The sequence below is a fragment of the Microcoleus sp. N9_B4 genome (assembly GCF_036701635.1).
GTDB lineage: Bacteria > Cyanobacteriota > Cyanobacteriia > Cyanobacteriales > Microcoleaceae > Microcoleus.
The window spans coordinates 84,771-104,931 of record NZ_JAUBRC010000012.1 but is presented as its reverse complement, the minus strand read 5'-3'; the positions used below and the strand labels follow the sequence as shown (position 1 = coordinate 104,931).

Annotated in this window: 19 protein-coding genes; 8 read left to right on the top strand and 11 right to left on the bottom strand. The window is 46.2% G+C overall.

Features of this window, described 5'->3' with window-relative positions:
- Positions 1 to 214: 214 nt before the first annotated feature.
- The 3 genes from QUA43_RS10775 to QUA43_RS10765 form a co-directional block, all read right to left on the bottom strand.
- Positions 215 to 1,600 (bottom strand): hypothetical protein, encoded by a 1,386-nt coding sequence (locus tag QUA43_RS10775; protein ID WP_333373715.1) that lies wholly within the window; start codon positions 1,598 to 1,600, stop codon positions 215 to 217.
- 809 nt (positions 1,601 to 2,409) lie between these two features.
- Entirely contained in the window at positions 2,410 to 3,939 is a 1,530-nt protein-coding gene (locus tag QUA43_RS10770) for a YifB family Mg chelatase-like AAA ATPase (protein ID WP_333373712.1), read from the bottom strand.
- A gap of 48 nt (positions 3,940 to 3,987) precedes the next feature.
- Positions 3,988 to 4,203, bottom strand: a complete 216-nt coding sequence (locus QUA43_RS10765; protein ID WP_333373709.1) for a hypothetical protein — start codon at positions 4,201 to 4,203, stop codon at positions 3,988 to 3,990.
- Between QUA43_RS10765 and QUA43_RS10760 the strand changes: the two genes are divergently transcribed.
- The 3 genes from QUA43_RS10760 (at position 4,197) to lnt (ending at position 8,399) form a co-directional block, all read left to right on the top strand.
- Positions 4,197 to 4,544, top strand: coding sequence for a histidine triad nucleotide-binding protein (locus QUA43_RS10760; RefSeq protein WP_333071428.1), 348 nt, complete (start codon positions 4,197 to 4,199; stop codon positions 4,542 to 4,544). The genes QUA43_RS10765 and QUA43_RS10760 overlap by 7 nt on opposite strands.
- A 545-nt stretch (positions 4,545 to 5,089) precedes the next feature.
- Entirely contained in the window at positions 5,090 to 6,172 is a 1,083-nt protein-coding gene (gene psbA, locus QUA43_RS10755) for a photosystem II q(b) protein (protein ID WP_333373706.1), read from the top strand.
- A 334-nt stretch (positions 6,173 to 6,506) separates the two neighbouring features.
- A complete protein-coding gene (gene lnt / locus QUA43_RS10750) occupies positions 6,507 to 8,399 on the top strand; it encodes an apolipoprotein N-acyltransferase (RefSeq protein WP_445301962.1) in 1,893 nt (630 codons plus the stop codon).
- 73 nt (positions 8,400 to 8,472) lie between these two features.
- Here lnt and QUA43_RS10745 read toward each other — a convergent pair whose 3' ends face one another.
- Positions 8,473 to 9,378, bottom strand: a complete 906-nt coding sequence (locus tag QUA43_RS10745; RefSeq protein WP_333373703.1) for a bestrophin family ion channel — start codon at positions 9,376 to 9,378, stop codon at positions 8,473 to 8,475.
- 368 nt (positions 9,379 to 9,746) lie between these two features.
- Between QUA43_RS10745 and recJ the strand changes: the two genes are divergently transcribed.
- Positions 9,747 to 11,843 (top strand): single-stranded-DNA-specific exonuclease RecJ, encoded by a 2,097-nt coding sequence (gene recJ, locus QUA43_RS10740; RefSeq protein WP_333373700.1) that lies wholly within the window; start codon positions 9,747 to 9,749, stop codon positions 11,841 to 11,843.
- A 121-nt stretch (positions 11,844 to 11,964) separates the two neighbouring features.
- On the opposite strand, the gene psb30 is transcribed toward recJ, so the two are convergent.
- Positions 11,965 to 12,105, bottom strand: a complete 141-nt coding sequence (gene psb30 / locus QUA43_RS10735; protein WP_015175616.1) for a photosystem II reaction center protein Ycf12/Psb30 — start codon at positions 12,103 to 12,105, stop codon at positions 11,965 to 11,967.
- A 357-nt stretch (positions 12,106 to 12,462) separates the two neighbouring features.
- On the opposite strand from psb30, the gene QUA43_RS10730 reads away from it, so the two are divergent.
- From QUA43_RS10730 to QUA43_RS10720, 3 genes are all read left to right on the top strand, one after another.
- Entirely contained in the window at positions 12,463 to 12,837 is a 375-nt protein-coding gene (locus QUA43_RS10730) for a YkgJ family cysteine cluster protein (protein ID WP_333211071.1), read from the top strand.
- A 194-nt stretch (positions 12,838 to 13,031) separates the two neighbouring features.
- Positions 13,032 to 13,355: a hypothetical protein gene (locus tag QUA43_RS10725; RefSeq protein WP_333373696.1), complete on the top strand. Its 324-nt coding sequence runs from the start codon at positions 13,032 to 13,034 to the stop codon at positions 13,353 to 13,355.
- A 232-nt stretch (positions 13,356 to 13,587) separates the two neighbouring features.
- Positions 13,588 to 13,875 carry a YggT family protein gene (locus QUA43_RS10720; RefSeq protein WP_333077786.1) on the top strand — a complete coding sequence of 96 codons (288 nt, stop codon included), beginning with the start codon at positions 13,588 to 13,590 and terminating at the stop codon, positions 13,873 to 13,875.
- Positions 13,876 to 14,141: 266 nt separating this feature from the next.
- Here the strand turns inward: QUA43_RS10720 and QUA43_RS10715 are convergent, their stop codons facing one another.
- The 4 genes from QUA43_RS10715 to QUA43_RS10700 form a co-directional block, all read right to left on the bottom strand.
- Positions 14,142 to 14,573: a hypothetical protein gene (locus tag QUA43_RS10715; protein WP_333373694.1), complete on the bottom strand. Its 432-nt coding sequence runs from the start codon at positions 14,571 to 14,573 to the stop codon at positions 14,142 to 14,144.
- A gap of 107 nt (positions 14,574 to 14,680) precedes the next feature.
- On the bottom strand, positions 14,681 to 15,727 hold the full coding sequence (locus tag QUA43_RS10710) for a shikimate dehydrogenase (RefSeq protein ID WP_333373803.1): 1,047 nt from the start codon (positions 15,725 to 15,727) through the stop codon (positions 14,681 to 14,683).
- Between the two features lie 233 nt (positions 15,728 to 15,960).
- Positions 15,961 to 17,325: a P-loop NTPase fold protein gene (locus QUA43_RS10705; protein WP_333373692.1), complete on the bottom strand. Its 1,365-nt coding sequence runs from the start codon at positions 17,323 to 17,325 to the stop codon at positions 15,961 to 15,963.
- Between the two features lie 485 nt (positions 17,326 to 17,810).
- Complete coding sequence (locus QUA43_RS10700) at positions 17,811 to 18,491, bottom strand: type 1 glutamine amidotransferase domain-containing protein (protein WP_333373690.1); 681 nt, start codon at positions 18,489 to 18,491, stop codon at positions 17,811 to 17,813.
- A gap of 262 nt (positions 18,492 to 18,753) precedes the next feature.
- On the opposite strand from QUA43_RS10700, the gene QUA43_RS30825 reads away from it, so the two are divergent.
- Complete coding sequence (locus tag QUA43_RS30825) at positions 18,754 to 19,149, top strand: helix-turn-helix domain-containing protein (RefSeq protein ID WP_445301961.1); 396 nt, start codon at positions 18,754 to 18,756, stop codon at positions 19,147 to 19,149.
- Between the two features lie 281 nt (positions 19,150 to 19,430).
- On the opposite strand, the gene arr is transcribed toward QUA43_RS30825, so the two are convergent.
- Positions 19,431 to 19,865, bottom strand: coding sequence for an NAD(+)--rifampin ADP-ribosyltransferase (gene arr / locus QUA43_RS10695; RefSeq protein ID WP_333373688.1), 435 nt, complete (start codon positions 19,863 to 19,865; stop codon positions 19,431 to 19,433).
- A 35-nt stretch (positions 19,866 to 19,900) separates the two neighbouring features.
- Positions 19,901 to 20,092 (bottom strand): hypothetical protein, encoded by a 192-nt coding sequence (locus QUA43_RS10690; protein WP_333373687.1) that lies wholly within the window; start codon positions 20,090 to 20,092, stop codon positions 19,901 to 19,903.
- Positions 20,093 to 20,161 lie beyond the last annotated feature (69 nt).

The window sequence follows — 20,161 nt, the reverse complement described above, 5'->3', positions numbered from 1 at the left end:
ACTGAAATCTTGCACCATTATCAATAAGCCTGCTATAGGCGGGATCTCCTGCCCAACCGCTACTCCCCACAAGAAAACTCATTTTTTGTGGAACAGACCCGAAAGCCTGTTAAGCGAGAATGGTGCAACATCTCAAACTAACCGGACATTGTAGCTGAACTCAAGAAACCGGGTTTCTGCGATGGAAAACGTTTTAAGATTTTGCCAACCTATCCTAAGAAACTGTTTGGTGAACTAATTTAACTTTCCCTAAAGCCGTCTTCCTGCTGTCAAAGAGTTTCATCACGCCGGAGGAGATGGTCTCGATGACATCGGGAGCGCAGTAAGAGAGAAACTCTTCCGAGGAAGTAGGATCTGCAAAAAACTCTTGAGCTTTCTTCAAAAAGTTTTCAGTTTCAGCAAAGCCGATAGATTTGATAATAAACGTAGAAACCGGGGAGTTTTTAATATCATAGCGCGATTCTTGATTGCGTCCTATTTCTAGCAGGTCTAACACTTCTCTTTGTAACTGACTTTCTAATGGGTAGGCGCTCTGTCTGTTGGGCAAGTAATCCTCCAAAACAGAAGTTTTAAATCCTGGTGTGCGTAATTCTCCCATCATAGTTGAAAGCGGAATATCGCGGCCCAAACGGTAGGAAAGAGCTTCTAAAATGGCGATAGTAATTAGCTTTACCCCCAGATAAAGTTTAGCAACTTCGATATTTTTGCGAGTTCGGGCAATCAGGTTAGCGTAGGTTTCATCGTCCGGCTCTTGCATAAACTGCTGGAAAACCAGTTCTGGTTTGAGGAAGTTCAAAAATCCTTCCATTTTTTGCAGAGACCTGCGATATCCGGCAACAGTATAGGAATTAACATTGCTCAATTCGTGGTTGGTTTCAGGCATCAAATTCCAGGTATTGTCTAAGAAATTAGAGGAATTTGGAGATGCAAAATTCTCGACATCTCTATTTGCTAACCTGACAGCACGCTTGACAATTTCTACAATTTCTGCATGGCTCCATCCCAAGTTAAAATCGCGATTCGCATTTGCCAAACGCTGGTACAAAAGTTCGATCGCACTCAAACCACTGGGCGAAACGGGACGAAAAGGGATAGTAGCTTCGATGCAAGCTGTGATCTCAGCGATCGTACTAGCTGGCAAAAAAGGCTCCAAAGATTTGGCAGCAATAACGGCACTCAAAAATTCGTTTTGGCCGCCAAACGGAGAGAGAGTCTTGCCGGGAATAAACCCAAATACTGAGGCCACTAGGTGATACATGGCATCGTTGGGCAGTTCGGTTTCATCTCTAATAACTAACTGCGATCGCACCTCTTTGACAAAAGGACAAAGGGCGCTGCTAATATTGAAACTAACGCCCTGATCGACTTGCACGTACACGAGGTCGTGAAACAGCGCAGCCAGCACCTCGATCGGATCGACTGACCCCCCGACCTCAAAAATGTGTTCCGACGTGTGAAAGTAGCGCCAAGGCCCTCTCATCGTTTGAATGATTAGCTCAGCTATCTGCTCCAGCTTGGGAATGTCTACTCGACCTCCCAATTGCTCGATCGAGCTTACCAAGCAATCCAAGCACCGTTTTTGTTCTGCCAAAAGCTCCATTTACACACCTCCAGTGCATTCCCTGATTGTCTTGCGCTTGATTGAATGGTATCAAAACGCGCTGCGATCGTGCCATAATTCGTCACTCAAAAATTTCAAATTTTATGGTGAAACAGGGAGAGGGGGCCAGAGAAAGAGGAAGAGGGAGGAAGAGCGAGGGAGAGCGAGGGAGAGCGAGAGCGGGAAATTAAATATTAAAAATTCGGCCGTTGTGGAGATTCGGGCAACTTGGGCGATCGGTATCATAAATTACAGTAAAAACGACAAAAAGTGGGTAAAAACTTGATGAATTTTTGATGAAATTATGAGGAATTTTTGACAAAAGCTGTGGGTGGGTGGCATTGACACCAGCTTCTAGCTGCGGTGGTATAAATACTGCGTGTGGTCTCAGAATAAGATTCCTAGACGTGCTGATAAACCTCTTGATATTTGCGCTGATACACTTCAGTTGATTAGCTTTCGGGCAGTTGGTCTAAAGTTTCCTCGATCGCCACTTTAACTGCTGCCTTGGTTTGCTGTCGCATTCCCAATGTAACACTAACAGAACTTACACAACTGTCACAAGTGATACTGGCACCATGCCACACAAAATCAGACAATCAACATGGGAACATCGGGGCGTTTCAGTTGCTCAATTAAATAATTGGATAACATCAATCGAGCTTCAATACCCCCTTAAGCCCTTAGTCCCCATCTGGTGGGACTTCGTATGTTTAGAAGCGATTTAAATCACCGAATCAACTGTTAGATCCCCAACTTCTTTAAGAAGTCGGGGATTGGAGTATTGTGTCTTTTGAGCCGTTGCTGACTTACTGCATGCGATCGATCGTCCGATACTGCACCGCCTCCCCCACATGATTCGTTTTCAAGCTTTCATCCCCCGACAAATCAGCAATAGTTCTAGCAACCTTCAAAATGCGATCGCTAGCCCTCGCCGAAAGCCCCAATTTCCGAATCGCCATCTCCAATAAATTCCGAGAAGCATCATCCAACTGACACCATTGGTTAATGTGACTGCTTTGCATCTCCGCATTACAGCGCAAACTAGATTCCGACTGAAAACGGCGAGTAGCGAGTTCTCGCGCCCGCTGCACCCTCACCCGCACCGGTTCCGACTCCTCCCCCGTCGGCTGTCGCGTAATTTCCTCGGGTTTCAAACGATTAACCGCCACTTGTAAATCGATCCGATCCATCAAAGGCCCTGAAAGTTTTGCCCAATATTGCTCCCTCTTTTGCGGCGAACAAGTACACTGTTGGATTGAATCTCCGTAATAACCACAAGCGCAAGGATTCGTACTCGCAACTAAAGTGAATTGAGCAGGAAACATCACCGATTGTCTAGTCCGAGAAATCGTCACATAACCATCTTCCAGCGGTTGCCGCAAAAACTCCAAAACATCTCTTTTAAACTCAGTTAATTCATCCAAAAAAAGTATGCCGCGATGTGCTAAAGAAATTTCACCCGGACGCGGAAAACTGCCGCCACCTACCAAAGAAGGCCCCGATGCCGAATGGTGAGGACTGCGAAAAGGTCGATCGCCCACCAAGCTTCCCTTATCCTTCAACAACCCCGCCACCGAATGAATCTGAGTCACATCCAAAGCTTCATCAAAAGTCAGCGGCGGCAAAATACCCGGCAAACGCCTCGCCAACATAGTCTTACCGCTCCCTGGCGGCCCCACAAAAATTAAATTGTGTCCCCCCGCCGCCGCAATTTCCAAAGCCCGCCGCGCGTGAATTTGCCCCTTTACATCTTTTAAATCTAGACCAGAAAACCGCGTTTTTGCTAACTCTTCTCTACCGTTTACTTCTACAGGCGAATAAACTTCAGGATTGTTCAAAAAATCAGTAACAGCAAAAATATTCTCAAAACCATAAACAGATATTCCGTGTACCAAAGCCGCTTCCTGCGCGTTACCAGCCGGTACAACCAACCCCGAAATACCCATTTTGGCAGCAGCAGCGGCGATCGGCAAAACCCCAGCCACAGGCCGCAAACTCCCATCTAAAGAAAGTTCCCCTAAAAACAAATAATCTCCCAAAAGTTGACCGCTGACTTGTTCGGATGCTGCTAAAATGCCAATGGCGATCGGCAAATCAAAACTCGGCCCTTCCTTCCGCAAATCCGCCGGAGTCAAATTAATCACAATACTCCGCATCGGAAAAGCATATCCCGAATTTTTTAGCGTAGCCTTAACCCTTTCTTTAGCTTCTTGCACCGCAGAATCGGGCAATCCCACAACCACAATTTTCGGTAGCCCCCCTGACACATCAGCCTCAACACCAACCTTTACCGCGTCAATTCCAACGATCGATGCACTCCAAACCCTAGCAAGCATTTTTCTTTATCCTTAATTTGCCTGTCCTTGATTCATCATCTATTATGATTAACAATGACTAATGAATATCGGAAGAGGCAAGAAAAACTTTTCCTTGCCTCTTCCTTTTCTCCTCTTCCTTCTCTCCTGCTGCGTCTTCCCTCGAACCTCTGTCCCTTCCCCCTTCCCACTTCCGCCTTCTTCCCACTTCCGCCTTCTTCCCTCTTCCCTCTTCCTTCTTCCTTCTTCCTTCTTCCTTCTTCCTTCGTTAACAACCCATGACAACTCAAGAAACGCTTTTCAGCAAAATCATCCGCAAAGAGATTCCCGCAGACATCGTTTATGAAGACGACTTGGCCCTCGCGTTCCGAGATATCCATCCGCAAGCACCCGTCCACATCCTCGTCATTCCCAAACAGCCTATTGCCAAATTAGCCGATGCCGAGTCAGAAGATCATGCTCTGATGGGACACTTGCTGCTGACTGTCAAGCGGGTAGCAGAACAACTCGGACTTAGCAACGGCTATCGGGTCGTCATTAATAGCGGCAGCGACGGCGGCCAAACTGTAGACCACCTGCACCTTCACATTCTCGGCGGACGGCAGATGAACTGGCCCCCAGGCTAAAGGCTAAGTTTTACGCAGAACTTGCGGACTCATCCTCAGAAACCCGGTTGATTTCTATTGCCAAGCGCTTCAGAAACCGGGTTTCTTTTTTCGTCAATAAACCCGGTTGATTGGAGATTATTGAGAATGCAGCCCGCACTAGAAACCCGGTTTTCAGTATTCTCCCGATAAAAATTTCCCCTCTCAGAATCCACCGATGATATGTAAATAAATATTACGAATCATCTCTTCACGACCTAATTAACAGATATTTAAATTAAAAGAGAATCGACCTGAACCAAAATAATTTGCTCGAACTGCTGAACCAAGCTACAGACAATAGATTCAGTTCTTCAGGTCGCTATATTTAAACAGTGTGGTGTGTAATATTACTTTGTAAAAAACTACAAATCTTTACTAATAATCAAGTGGTTGTAAATGTTTGTAAAATCTTTAAATTGTCAGCAGTAATCCCTTGGCAAACTTTAGTGAATGGTGTTACTAATATAAGCGTGGGGCATCCCCACAACGAACCTTGAAAATTCAATTAAGCCATCATAAACCAAATGACAACAACCGTACAGCGTCGCGAAAGCGGCAACGTTTGGGAACGGTTCTGCGAGTGGGTAACTAGCACTGACAACCGGATTTACATCGGTTGGTTCGGCGTCTTGATGATTCCTACCTTGCTGAGTGCCACCATCTGCTACATCATCGCCTTCATCGCAGCCCCTCCAGTAGACATCGACGGCATCCGCGAACCCGTTGCTGGTTCCTTGATGTACGGCAACAACATCATTACTGGTGCTGTTGTTCCTTCATCGAATGCGATCGGGCTTCACTTCTATCCCATCTGGGAAGCGGCTTCCCTCGATGAATGGTTGTACAACGGCGGCCCCTACCAATTGGTAGTATTTCACTTCCTGATTGGCATTTTCTGCTACATGGGTCGTGAATGGGAACTGTCCTACCGTTTAGGTATGCGTCCTTGGATCTGCGTCGCTTACTCTGCACCAGTTGCAGCAGCCACCGCAGTATTCTTGATTTACCCGATCGGACAAGGCAGCTTTTCTGACGGTATGCCCTTGGGTATCTCCGGCACATTCAACTTCATGATCGTGTTCCAAGCCGAGCACAACATCCTGATGCACCCCTTCCATATGTTGGGAGTTGCTGGTGTCTTCGGCGGTGCTCTGTTCTCCGCCATGCACGGTTCCTTGGTAACATCTTCTTTGGTTCGGGAAACAACCGAAACTGAATCTTTGAACTACGGTTACAAATTCGGTCAAGAAGAAGAAACCTACAACATCGTTGCAGCCCACGGCTACTTCGGTCGTTTGATTTTCCAATACGCAAGCTTTAACAACAGCCGTTCTTTGCACTTCTTGTTAGGTGCATGGCCAGTTGTCGGTATCTGGTTTACCTCTTTGGGTATTTCCACGATGGCGTTTAACTTGAACGGTTTCAACTTCAACCAATCGGTTATCGACTCGCAAGGTCGCGTGATCAACACTTGGGCTGATGTCATCAACCGCGCTAACTTGGGTATGGAAGTAATGCACGAGCGCAATGCTCACAACTTCCCCCTCGACTTGGCCGCCGGTGAAGTCACCCCAGTAGCAATGGTTGCTCCTTCCATCAACGGCTAAATTTAGCTTTTGATTAACAAAAAGCGCTCCTAGAAATAGGGGCGCTTTTTGTTTTGGCAAGTAGAATTTGAGAGATTTTTTTCTGTTAAATCCGTTAAATTTGAGATGTTGCACCATTCTCAATTAATTGTTTAGGAACAGGCTTTTCGGCCTGTTCCACAAGAAAATTAACTCTTTGTGGAACAGGCATCTTGCCTGTTCTTGAGAAGGGTGCAAGATGTGAGTTAAATCCGTTAAATCTGTTAAATCCCGTACACTGCGCGTTTCCGAGCTTTCTTCTTCCCGATCGATCTGATATATTGATTAAGAATTATTATTTTTGGCAATCATCAAAGTGGCGATATTTAACAGGCACAAATTTGAAAAACTCGTGGTTCATAAATCCAAAACATTAGCCTGGGCGATCGCACTTTTCAGCGGCATTTTGATGGCATTGACAACCGCACCAGTAAATGCTTGGCTGTTGGCTTGGGTAGCATTAGCTCCCCTGTGGGTTTTGGTTGTTAGTTATGAAAGGCCAAAGCAAGAAGTAAAACAACAAAAATTCTTCCTTCTTCCTTCTTCCTTCTTCCTTCTTCCTTCACTCTGGGGAATTGGCTATCACGGATTAGCTTTATCTTGGATTATGGGAATTCACCCGATGACTTGGTTGGGAGTTCCTTGGTGGCCGAGTTTGGCGATCGCACTTTTTTGCTGGGCATTCATCACCCTCTGGGGAGCAGCATTAGTCTCCGTTTGGGCGTGGCTATTTGTAATTCTCAACTCCCTAACTTTACCCCGAAAAAATCCAAATCTTATTCTTAACTCCCCCCCTTTACAAGGGGGGGCTGGGGGGGGTAGCTCCGATCTTATTCTTAACTCCCCCCCTTTACAAGGGGGGGCTGGGGGGGGTAGCTCCGATCTTATTATTCTTAACTCCCCCCCTTTACAAGGGGGGGCTGGGGGGGGTAAAGCTCAATTTTCAGCATTAACTCGCGTTTTAATTGGCACAGCTTTGTGGTGCGCCTTAGAAAGTATTTGGAGTACAGGTTCGCTGTGGTGGACATCACTATCTTACACGCAAAGCCCCCACAATTTAGCAATATTGCACCTCGGTCAACTCTCCGGGCCCAGCGCAGTAACAGCCGCTATTGTAGCAGTAAATGGCTTAATCGCCGAAGCTTTTATTGAAGGAAGAAGGAAGAAGGAAGAAGGAAGTTCGGCAACGGATTGTGTAACGGATGTAACGGATGTAACGGATGGATGGAAGCAGGAGAGAGTCCGAGGTAAGAAGGGAGAAGTCCGAGGGAAGAAGTGGGTTGCTTATATTTGGCCTGCGGGTTTATTTTTAGTTTTGCATATTGCAGGCTGGAGTTTGTACAATCGCCCTTTGAATCAAGAGGCGGGAACCTCATTAAAAATTGGCATTATTCAAGGCAATATTCCTAACGAGATTAAGTTTGACTCAGCGGGTTGGGGGCGCGCTTTGGAAGGTTACACCACTGGGTACAAACAGTTAGCAGACAGAAAAGTCGATGCTGTGTTAATTCCAGAGACAGCTTTGCCTTTTATCTGGACAAACGAGTATCAGCGTTCTACTCTTTCCTTTTACCAAGCTATTCTCGAACGCGGCGTTGTGGCTTGGGTTGGAGGATTCGGACAGCAAGAGAATAGTATCACTAACAGCTTATTGGCGATCGATCGCACTGGAGAAATTGTCGGCCGCTACGATAAACTAAAGCTAGTTCCTTTAGGCGAATATATCCCTTTTTACGAAATCTTAGGCGGGATTATTAATCGGCTTTCTCCCTTAGATGCTCATTTAGTACCCGGTAATTCTAAACAATTGTTTGATACGCCGTTTGGCCGCGCCATTGTCGGAATTTGTTACGATTCCGCGTTTGCGGAAATTTTCCGATATCAGGCGGCGAATGGAGGCGAATTTATGCTCACAGCTTCCAATAATGCCCATTACAAACCGCCGATGTTAGCTCAACATCACGCTTTAGATGTGATGCGGGCAATTGAGACGGATAGATGGGCAGTTATCGCAACTAATACGGGTTACTCTGCTTTTGTAAATCCTCGGGGCGAAACGATTTGGAAGTCGGGAATTAATACCTATGAAGTCCGAGATGCTACTATTTATCGGCGGCAAACTCGAACTTTGTACGTGCGGTGGGGAGATTGGCTGACACCTGTATTGTTAGTATTAGCGGGGTTAATGCGGTTTCTTGTTAAAAATTAACCAGAAGCTTTTAGATTTTAGATTTTATCTACCAATCTAAAATCTAAAATCTAAAATCTAAAATCGAATGACTCTACTTATCTTTCACGTGTTCGTGAACGCTAGGAGAGAAAGAAATTAAATCGTCGATATTGCGCTGCATGGCAGCACAAATATTGTCCAAAGGCAAATCATTGTCATCGTGCCCGAAGGGATTTTCTATTTCAATGCCGATTTCTTCGATGCCGAACAAAGTAAAACTAATTAAAGCCACAATAGGGCCGGTTCCCCAAGTCAAATCGTTCACCATTTGAAAGGGCAGTGCCAAACAGTAAAGCAACAATAGTTGTTTCAAGTGAATCGCGTAAGCCAAAGGGATAGGCGTCTTCAAAATCCGCTCGCAGCCACCTAATACATCAATCATAGAGTTGATCAACTCCTTCATAGCAGTTAACTGATAGACATCAACGCAATTGCCCTCATACTGCTCGTGCAAGTAATCCTCAATCCAAAAGGCAATTTCTAGAGGCGGATTGTTCATCGACTTGAGCTTTTGGTAGTGCACTGGGGACATTAACGGCTCCAACTCTGGATTTACTGATTGTTGCCGCAAGTGCAGTTTCAGGGCCACTGCAAAGGCAGGTAACAGGCGCAAAACTGACTTTTTTAGTTCGATATCCGGCGGGTCTTTTTCCTCAATTGCTACCCAGATTTGGCGCGCCAAATTGCGGACGTTGTTGACTAAAGTTCCCCACATTTTTCGACCTTCCCAAAATCTTTCGTAGGCTGTATTTGTCCGAAAAACTAACAGTAAACCCAGGACAATACTCGGTACAATACTCGACAAAATTGGTAAGGAAACTGGCCACTTAAAAAAGTGCAGCAGGGAAATAAGAACTCCAAAGCCGCCGCACAGCAAAACGCGGGGCAAAATTGAGGGAATGACAGACCCCCGAACCTGTAATGCAACTTTAAACCAAGGCGGTCGATCGCCACTCATGCAAGTCTCCTCATTAAATTAGCACTCAGCGCCCTAGCGCGGGCGGCGCAAATGCCTGGTAAACTTAGTTCTTCGGCTGCCGCCAGTCGATTGGAGATTCGAGATTTTAGATTGACTCCACAGATAAATCTGGGGGGTTTCAACTTTGGTCTAAAATTTTTTGGTCTCCACGACTGCTGTCGGGGGCTTGTATCCCTATTGGGGTGGGGTGAGAGCTTCCGAAAAAAGCTTTCCTACAAACAACCTTTGGATTTTACCCAAAAAACTCATCAGCATCAATCTAAAATCTAAAATCTAAAATCTAAAATTGATGGACTGATGCACTTAATTAGGTAAGATTAACTATGTATATTTAAACCTCAGCTTCCGTGCAAGAGCTACCGACATCTGTACCCCCGCATTTTCACCGATTGCCAAACCAACGGTGGCAAATTTATTCGCCTCAAACGCAGCAAGCCGAACAGTTTGCCGCAGAAATCGGTTTGTCGCCCTTGCTGGCACAGGTACTGATTAACCGGGGCATCGATTCGGTTAAAGAAGTGCAAGGGTTTATCGAACCGGAATCTCTGATTTTGCCCGCGCCAACCGATGAGTTTCCCGATTTGGCTGCGAGTGTCAAACTGTTGCGGGAGGCGATTTCAGGAGGGCAAAAAATTGCGATTTGCGGCGACTACGATGCTGACGGGATGACGAGCACGGCTTTGTTGCTACGCGCTCTGAGGCTGCTGGGGGCGAATGTGGATTATGCTATTCCCAGCCGGATGCGAGAAGGTTATGGGATTAACGATCGCATTGTAGAAGAATTTCACTCGGAAGGTGTCGCTCTCATTCTCACAGTTGACAACGGAATTGCAGCCTACGGCCCGGTTGCTAGAGCGCGAGAACTCGGTGTCAAAGTTATTATTACAGACCACCACGATTTGCCGCCAAAACTGCCCCCGGCAGATGCTATTCTCAACCCGAAATTAATTGCAGAATCTTCGCCTTATCGCGGTTTGGCTGGCGTAGGTGTTGCTTATGTTTTGGCGATTACTTTGGCTCAGGATATGCAGAAAGTTGGGGGATTGGTGAATCCGCTGCTGGAGTTATTTACTTTAGGAACTATTGCGGATTTAGCGCCTTTGACTGGAGTGAATCGGCGTTGGGTAAAGCGGGGTTTACGGCTGTTGCCTCACTCCCAATTGGCGGGTATTCAGGCTTTGATTCAGGTGGCGGGAGTGCAGCCGGGAAGTGGGGAAAGTCCCTCACTTCTCAACTCGCAAAATAAAACTAATAATTCCTTAAAGCCTGAAGATATTGGTTTTAGGCTTGGGCCCCGGATCAATGCTGTGGGGCGGCTGGCTGATCCTCAAATTGTGATAGAGTTGCTGACTACGGACGATCGCGAATTGGCTCTCAAAAACGCGATGCAGTGCGAACAAATCAATCAGCGCAGGCAGGAATTGTGCCAGGAAATTGAGCAGGAAGCCATTGCTTGGTGCGAGGAAAGTGATCTCGATTTGCAGCAAGAACGAGTTTTAGTTGTCGTGCAACCGGGTTGGCACCACGGGGTGATCGGGATTGTAGCTTCTCGGTTGGTGGAACGCTACGGCGTACCCGTTTTTATCGGTACTTTTGAGGATGAGGCTGGCGAAAACGAGGCTGTAGGGACGGTCGCCCATAAAATTGTCCGGGGTTCGGCGAGGGGAATTCCTGAGTTTAATGTATTTGACGGGCTGAATTTTTGCGCGGATTTATTAACTAAATTTGGCGGACACAAAGCGGCTGGCGGTTTTTCGATGCCGGCTGATAATCTCGAACAATTCCGCAATCAACTGTCAATTTTTGCTAATCAATGTTTGCAGCCGGAACATCTAAAACCGCTGGTTTCAGTTGATGTGCGAGCAGATTTGGCTGAGATTAATCTTGACCTTTACCGACAAATTGATGCTCTGGAACCTTGCGGGATTGAAAATAAGGCTCCTGTATTTTGGACGCCTAATGTTTGCATAACTGAACAGAAAATTGTTGGTAAAGGAGGTCACGTTAAACTAACTGCAACTCAAGATGGAAATGTATCGGCTAGTGTGAAGGCGATTGCTTGGCGTTGGGGCGAATATTTTCCTTTGCCTCGGCGGGTTGATATTGCTTACCGATTGCGGGAAAATAGTTTTAATGGCAAGACATCGGTTGAGTTAGAATTGTTGGGCGTTCGGCTACCGGCAAATGCTGCTACTTCCAGGCCACCGAGGTTCGGAAAAGTTGAGTTTGATTATTGCGATCGCACTTATTCTTGCAGTCTGTCTCCTGCAGGCTCGATCGAGGAATTGAGAATTCGCAACTCTCAAGGACAAGTTTTGGCTGTTGCACCCGGACAAAACATCGGTTTGTTAGGCAACTCCCGCAAAGATGCTAGAGAAGTCGATGTATCTCTACCTTTTTTTGAGAATTTGATTCAAACTGCTAAACACGCCCTGGGTATTTGATAACTCGCTATTTGATCGGAAAGCTCGTGCAGCAGGGAAAATTGGCGATCGAGCGTTGTGAATTTTGCATAATTTAAAACTCAAAACTCCCAACTCTCGATCGCCCCGGAGCGTGCTATAATTACAGGTCGCCGCCTTTAGCTGCCAAGAGAAAAATCACGATCGGGCCAGAAAGCACGACGGCTGCGAGTAAAGCTACCTGAACAATGAGTTGGTAGTCTACACCACCCAGACCACTGAAAAGATCGGTTATAAAGTCCATTTGTCCTCCTGACTGTAGTGATTAAGTCTAGATTGTTGAATTAGAAAATCCGCTTCTGATTTTACCGGGCGATCGACCCTATTTTTTAAGGAACTTTACAAAATTCAACAAAATGTAAACTACGATCGACCTCTCAGTCACAGGAAACCAGGGACTTGATGCCCCTTCCCGGAAAGTCCCCCAAATCTCAAATCTAAAATCTCAAAGCTCAAATCGAACCGCCCCTTCGGGATATCCGCCTCCGGCGCTGGCAATTGATATACTTGAAGAGCTCTAGTCTCCTAAAGTTTGGCATTTTCCACATAATGCTCCGAATCTAAAATCTAAAATCTAAAATCTAAAATCTAAAATCAAACTATGGCTACTTGGCGTTGCGTAAAGCAGTGCGGTGCTTGTTGTTACCTCGACCCAACAGAGCGCCCAGACTTAGACGAGTATTTATCTGAAGACGAATTAGCGGTCTATTTGAGCTTAGTCGGAGATGACGGTTGGTGTATCAATTTTGACAAAACCACCAGAGAATGCGGAATTTATGCCGATCGCCCGCGCTTTTGTCGGGTAGACTCAGAGGTGTTTCAGGAAATGTACGGCGTTGAGCCGACTGAATTGAACGATTTCGCGATCGAGTGCTGCTTGGAACACATTGAAGATTTGTATGGCGATCGATCTTTGGAAATGATCCGCTTTAACTCTGAAGTCGGAATTCTCGCCTTACCTGACGGTGTTGCATAATTGCGGGATGATTTTGATGGTTTTGGGGGATGGGCCCCTGATCCCGAAGGCGTGTATTTTCACAGCAGGCGGGACACCCCACAACCATCCTCCTCAAATTTTGCAACACCTGACAACTAACAATCTCCCGGTTTCTCACCGGGAGAGTGTCAAAATAAACAAATCAAGGAAATATCGCGCAGTTGAGTTGAGCTATGAGTAATCGAGAGGGTTTTACAGGGGGATTTATTGCCGGAGCTGCCGTTGGCGGCTTGGTGGGTGCAGTTTTGGGCGCGGTGCTGTCGCGGCGCGCTGCTGAAGCTTTGCTGAGTGAACCTTCAGACGCAAAAACCAGAAAAATCCGCCAGAGGAAAGCCAGCCAACTCGAAGCCGAAGGGATGGAAGTAGCAAGGCTGAGTTTAGAAGATAAAATTGCCCAGCTAAATCAGGCAATAGATGACGTGCGGCTGCAACTCGGCGACGTAAACGGCAACGCACCGGCGCCCGGTAGCGAGGGTTCTATCGCCCCAGACTCCTGAATCCATTTAAAATTTTAGATTAGTCGGGCAGATCAATGCGGGCGATCGGTCAACTGTCGCACATTTCTCTCTTCATCTTTCCAGCTAAAAGGGGGAGACAGAAGGAACAAGGAACAACAAAAACGCTCTTGGTCTCCCCCTCTCCCCCTCTCCATCCTCTCTGACTCCCCCAGCTATGCTAAACTCACAGTTAAAGTGTCTGTAAACTTTACTCAAACTAGAAGCAAAATTTATGAGTTCTTCAATAGCCCTTTTGGCAACCACGCTGTCCACATTTCTGCAAATCTATCTAGTCCTGATGATTTTTAGAGTGCTGTTAAGCTGGTTCCCCAATATCAATTGGTACGACCCCCCCTTTTCGATTTTGAGTCAGTTAACAGACCCTTACCTCAATCTATTCCGCTCGATTATCCCCCCCTTGGGAGGGATTGACTTTTCGCCACTGATTGCGTTTTTTGTACTTCAGTTCGGCTCGGAATTCTTGATCGGTCTTTTGACCAGCTTGCAAACATCTTTGTAGTTTGAAAAGCTTAAGTTTTTAAGCATCGAGCGTAAATTGTTTGGCCGACTTACCTGCCCGCAACTAAATTTTAGATTTGACATTTTTAGATTTACTCCCCGGTTGAAAAGCTGGGGAGTTAGTCTTACATTAGAAATGAGAAATTGCCACCCACTCAACAATCTCAAATCTCAAATCACCAATCTAAAATCGAAAACTGCATCGCAATTTCACAGGCAGCCAACCCAAAATCTCAAATCACCAATCTAAAATCTCCAAGAGTTTTGTTAGCGGCGAACCACGCCAGTAAAACCTGTAGCTTTAAATTGCTTGAGCTTCAAAGGTGTTCGTTGATTGGCGGCAACCGAAATTCTGAGCTGAAAATCGCTAACTCCGGGAGGAACTTCTTCTATAGAACCCAAGCGAGTCCGGTTTTGCATCACCGGATTGTCGTCAGCATCATAAATGCGGCCGAAAATATCGGCATTGACAACTGGTTTGCCGCTGCTATTTTCAGCTTTCCCAGTAATCAAAAAGCAGGTAGCTTCCATAGAACTGCCGCTGGTGACTGTTCCTTCTCCCATTTCTGCCGGACATTCGCGATAAGAAAGGTCGGAAAGTTTAATCGGGGTCAGAGCCCAAGCAGGTGGAGTGAATACCAAACTAAAAATTCCGATTAGGCAAGTAGCAAAAAAAAGGCTGATAGCTCGAAATTTCATAAATGGCGGGGCAAGTATATTTTAATTTTCAGCTTAGCGCGAATTCAGCCTCAAATTCCTACTTATATGAATTCTGAAAACTACAGCTACTTTTTGAAGAAATGGCATTAATCTAGACCTAAATGCTGGCGCAAGGCTTGGCGCATCACATCAACTGGGACGGATTCTTGATCCAGCCAAATTTTTAAGGCGGCCGCTCCTTGTTGAACTAGCATTTCGAGTCCGTCAATAGCTCGCGCTCCCCGAATCTGTGCATCTTTGAGAAACTGGGTAGGATTAGGGGTGTAAATTAAATCATAGACGATCGCACCTGCGGAAATTCGATCGATCTCACCAACCGCAACCGGCGACTTTTCCCCCTGCGGATACATCCCCACAGGCGTCGTGTTCACCAGCAAATCTGCCTGCGAAATTAACATTGACAAATTATCCCAAGTATGCACCTGCAAATTCTGCACGGGCATCGGAGAATTGACCCAACTCTGCTGAAATTCCGCTAAATTTTGTTCGCTGCGGCCGACAACGTGAATCTCTGCACATCCCAATTGAGCGCATCCAGCCACAACAGCCCTCGCCGCCCCGCCATTCCCCAAAATTACCGCTACTTTCTGACTCCAATCGGAACCCCCCCTAGCCCCCCCTTGGTAAGGGGGGGGACAGGATTCCACAGCCGTATTGCCCGTTTCTTCGGAACCCCCCCTAGCCCCCCCTTGGTAAGGGGGGGGACAGGATTCAACAGCCGTATTGCCCGTTTCTAAGGGAGAGGTCGCGTCTTTAGCCCCCCCTTGGTAAGGGGGGGTTGGGGGGGTTTGCAGCGGCGCGAGAAAGCCTTCAACGTCAGTATTTGTGCCGCACCAACCTTTGTCAGTCAGGTATACGGTATTGACTGCGCCGATCGATCGGGCGATCGGGGAAACTTCCGACAACAGCGGTAAGATTGCTTGTTTGTGCGGAATCGTGATGCTAAATCCCCGAACGCCGATCGCCGCAAATCCTGCAAGAGCAGCTTTTAAATCCCCTGGTTTTACCGGAAACGGCAAGTAAACAAAATCGACTCCCAAGTGGGAAATAGCAGCATTGTGCATCGCCGGCGACAAAGAATGTTCGACGGGATGACCAATTACTCCCAACAGTTTAGTAGTGCCTTTAATCATTTTTGTTAGTGGAGTGTTGACTGTTGACGGTTGACTGTTGACGGTTGACTGTTGACGGTTGACTGTTGATGGTTGAAATCGCTCTTCGGTCAAACGAAGTTCACTTCTAGCGAACTAAAGAATAAGGGCGTTATTGTAGCAGGATGTGCTAGGAAAACTAACAAAAGTCAACAGTCAACAGTCAACCGTCAACAGCATTGCCCGATCAACTGTCAACCGTCAACTGTCAACTGTCAACTCTCAACTGTTTGCCGAAACTCTTTGGCGTCAGCCAAAATCGGATTGACATCAAACCAATAATCTTCGCCGTAACGGTATTCAAACACCCAGAGACTCCGCAGCAATATTTGGTATTTAGTTTCCCCACTCACAGTTTTGGTAGCGGATACTTGGCGCAGCAATTGCCACTCATCAGGTTCGATCGCCAAAGTAAGCTGGTGGCGGCGCTGGACGATCACATTTTCCAAAGTTTCCCGCGACAGAGGAGGGTCTTGTTTCTGCAGACAGCCATACAGTAGTTGCAGCAAGTTGCGGACATGACCACCGCTGACTCGACACAGGCGATCGAGAGTTTCTGCAGAGTCAAAAACTTTGCCTACCAAAGCATAGCGCTGCGAAGGGTGCACCGTCGGAAAAGCCCGCGCCAGAACCATCTGCCGCAGCAATTCGACACCCTCAGAGCACTCAGAACCGTCGCTCAACTGCACCGGCACCATCGGCAAAACCTTCGGATCAACCCCAAACCGATTGGTCAACTGGCCCAAATCGTTAGAGAAAATCAGCACCAAAGGAATTGTATACACGACGTGGCAATTTAGTCTTGCCAACTGTTCGCCGCGATCGACAAACAAATATTCCGGCTGAAGCCGCCCCGTCGGTTTCGCGCACAGGTGTATGCGATCGAGATTGTCGATAATTACCACAAGTCCCTGTTTTCCCTGGCGTTTCAGTTCTTGATTAGCCGGTTCTAGCAACTCCTTATTCAGTGCATCTAAAATTACGTTAGTTCGCGGCTCCAAATATTGCCTTAACTCCGATCGCAGATTCGGAGCATCTTTCGCCTTAGCAGTAATTTTGCCAATTCCCAACGCCAGAGAAAATTCTCCCTCCGTGCTGGCATTTATTTCCCCAAAACCAGGGAAATTAGCTTCAGCGCTCAAGTCTATTTGAGTTTGAAAAACATCAGCAACTCCTTTGAGCAAAGCTTTAAAACCCGTCGGTTGCAGCTTGATTTTCATTTTCTCAATGCTTTCGCTCACCTGACGAGCAACGCTCAACAAAATGTCAGTGATATCTACATCTGCCATGTCTAAGTCTTTACTCGACTCAAAGTAAACAACATGAAATCCTTGTTGGTGCAATTGAGCTTGCAGCCGCAGCAATTCTGTTGATTTACCAGAGCCGATGTGACCGGTGAATAATTGACACGTAGGTGCATCGGGGGACAGACGGCTGATGGTGCGCTCCAATTGTTCTACAATTGTGCCGCCCCGCACTGAAGAGAAATCGATATAGTATTGTCGGTCTTGTTGATTTGCTACTGCCAGGGTGTAGCTGGGATTGCAGGCGCTATAAAATTTCTGTAAATTTAGTTCCATACCCTGTTCGCTCACAACTACATTATGCCCTAACAGCTTATTCGTTTAGATATGGTAATAATCAGCACACATTCCCAAGTTATTCTGATGTTTTATGGCGCGTTCAATATCTCGATACCTCCCTAAACTAGCACTCCAAAATTATACTTAATTTTTGCCTGCTGGGAATAAATCCACTTCACTAAAACCCATAACTAAGTAACTTATCTTCGTACAGCGATCGCGACTTCATCGACATCGCAGACGAAAATTTAGCAGTAATGTTCTCAGATTAAAGTGGCTATTTGAGTACGGTTAACCGAACAAACAAAAACAGGTAGTAATTAGGTATCCCGAAACCAGATTTTTAAAATCATACCTTCGCTATTTTCAGAATAGGTTGGGTACGAATACCTCAACCCAACCTACTTTTTTAGAGCATTTTGACTTACGCGCGAAGGTGTTTTTTAAGCAACTGGGTTTCTCTGTGTGATATTTTGTTCGATTTACTTATTTTCGATCAATTCTACCATTTTGTGACCGACACCTGCTGCGGAAGCGGGGTTTTGGCCTGTGACGAGCCTGTCGCTGGCAACAACATGAGCCTGAAAATTAGGAACTTTCGTAAAATTAGCCCCGCGTTCAATTAATTTCGACTCCAGCAAAAACGGCACTATTTCAGTCAGTCCCACCGCAGCTTCCTCTTCATTAGTAAAAGCAGCCACAGTCTTGTTAGCAACCAAATATTCGCCATCAGATAACTTAATATTGACTAACCCGGCCGGCCCGTGACAGACAGCACCCACAATGCCGCCTGCTTCGTAAATAGCAGCAGCAATCTCAGCGAGTTCTTGATGATCGGGAAAATCCCACATCGTCCCGTGTCCGCCAGCATAGAAAATAGCGCTGTATTCTGCGGAATCAATTTGTGCGGGATTGAGCGTATTTTCAACTCGAAAAACCTGCTTTGAATCGTCTAAAAAAGCCTTATTTAGCGGGTCTTCTAAATCAACTCCAACCATTGGAGCTTTGCCGCCTTTGGGACTGACAAAATCTACCGCTAATCCCGCCTGAGTAAATGCGTCCAATGGATGAGTCACCTCTGCGAGATAAAAACCCGTTTCTTTACCAGTGTCGCCCAGTGTATCGTGGCTGGTTAAAACAATCAGAACTTTTTGGCTAGTCATAGTTTATTCCTTTTGCGAATGTTTTTGTGCCTGTTGTTTTCATCCTAGACCGAATTTATCTAGAATACAAATTATCAAATTATTGGGTAAATATAAATCTCTTTATAGCAACCGCCAAGGTTATTACCGCGTTCTTTATTCCTGAAACCATTGCGGGGAATTGCTTTCCCTTATTCCTTATTCCTTCTTCCTTCTGCTATATGATTAACTTTCCACGGTATCGCAGCTTTAGCTTTATTGAGGTTTACCGCCTAGGAATTGTATCGGTGCCACCCGAGTCCTCCAACTCACGCAACCGGCTGTTAGCCAACACGTCGCAGCCCTAGAGTCAGATTTGGGGAAATCCCTTGTTTCAAAAGACTCCGAGGCGGATGGTTCCCACGGAAGCGGGACAAATACTGTATACTTAAATTGCTGGTGCGATCGAGAAACTTGCATCACTTCCCCACAAAAACTCAACAGCCCAAACTCCGCAAACCATCATAATCGGTACGCCCCAAGAATTTTTTACCGAACGAATTCTCAGTCAATTACCGCAGGACGATCGCACTTTTTACACCGTGCAATTTGGGTTAACGCCCGAGTTAATACAACTACTCAAAGCAGGAAAACTAAACCTTGTAATTGCTACTCAAAAACTTACTTGATCGGATATTGAATGTCAACTGCTATTCGAGGTAAATTTCTGAATCGTTGGGCAGCCAAATAGCGTTTTTCCCGACTACTTGTGTGCAAATTCGGTAAAAGAAAATCGCTTGACACTTGTCCTCAAACCTGCACAGGCTGTTGCTAATCGCATCTGGCTGGCTTTTCGGAAATCGGAAAGACAGTTACCAAAAATCAAACGGATGTTAGAATTTTGCAAATTTCAATAAGTCTATAAAGTTTTAATTCCCTCGCGGGTAAAAGTGAATTGCGACTTTATTTTCACATTTTTGCTCAATCCTCGATTGCCTCAATACCAAGTTGCTTAAGCCGCTCAAGATGCTCCTTCATGGCTTTGAGCTGTTCTGGAGTGTGTCCCTGCCAATCTGTAACCTCACCAGAGACCCGTAGCGGATTCCGAGAACGGTATGACTTTGTTGGGTTTCCAGGGAACTTCTTGTCCGTCAAATTGGGGTCATCTTCTATCGGACCAGTCGGCTCTACTATATAAATTCTGTCTGGCCCTTCGCCCAAGGCAAGTTCAGCTCCCCAAATAGCAGCATCCAAGGTGGCGGTTAGATAGACATAGGATGCCTTCTTCCTCTTACCGTAGTTTGAATTAAAGCCGGGTTCAATCAGGTCTCCCTGCTTCAGATTTGCCTTAGTGCCATGATAGAACCTTTGTGAACTTAGGTCTATTGACTTGTCCTCACTTCTGTTTGCGATCATTGTCGTTATCTTCTTTGTGAATGTCTTTTCTTTTACTACACCTCAGCCGGCTGTTTTTCTTGAGTCTTGAGCCACTCCGTTGCCGATTTCGATTCAGCCTGCGCTTCCTCCGACTGAGTAGCTAGCCACTCCTGATCAGCCTTTTCATCACCACCAAAGGAAGCTAGGGATGGATCAAAGCGGTGAGCCTTTTTCATCCAGACATCTTCAGGTGTTAAAGGTAACATCACCAAAAATCCCCCGCTACAGCATTACCGTAACGGAGGATTTTTGTCAACCTACAAAATCAATTTTCT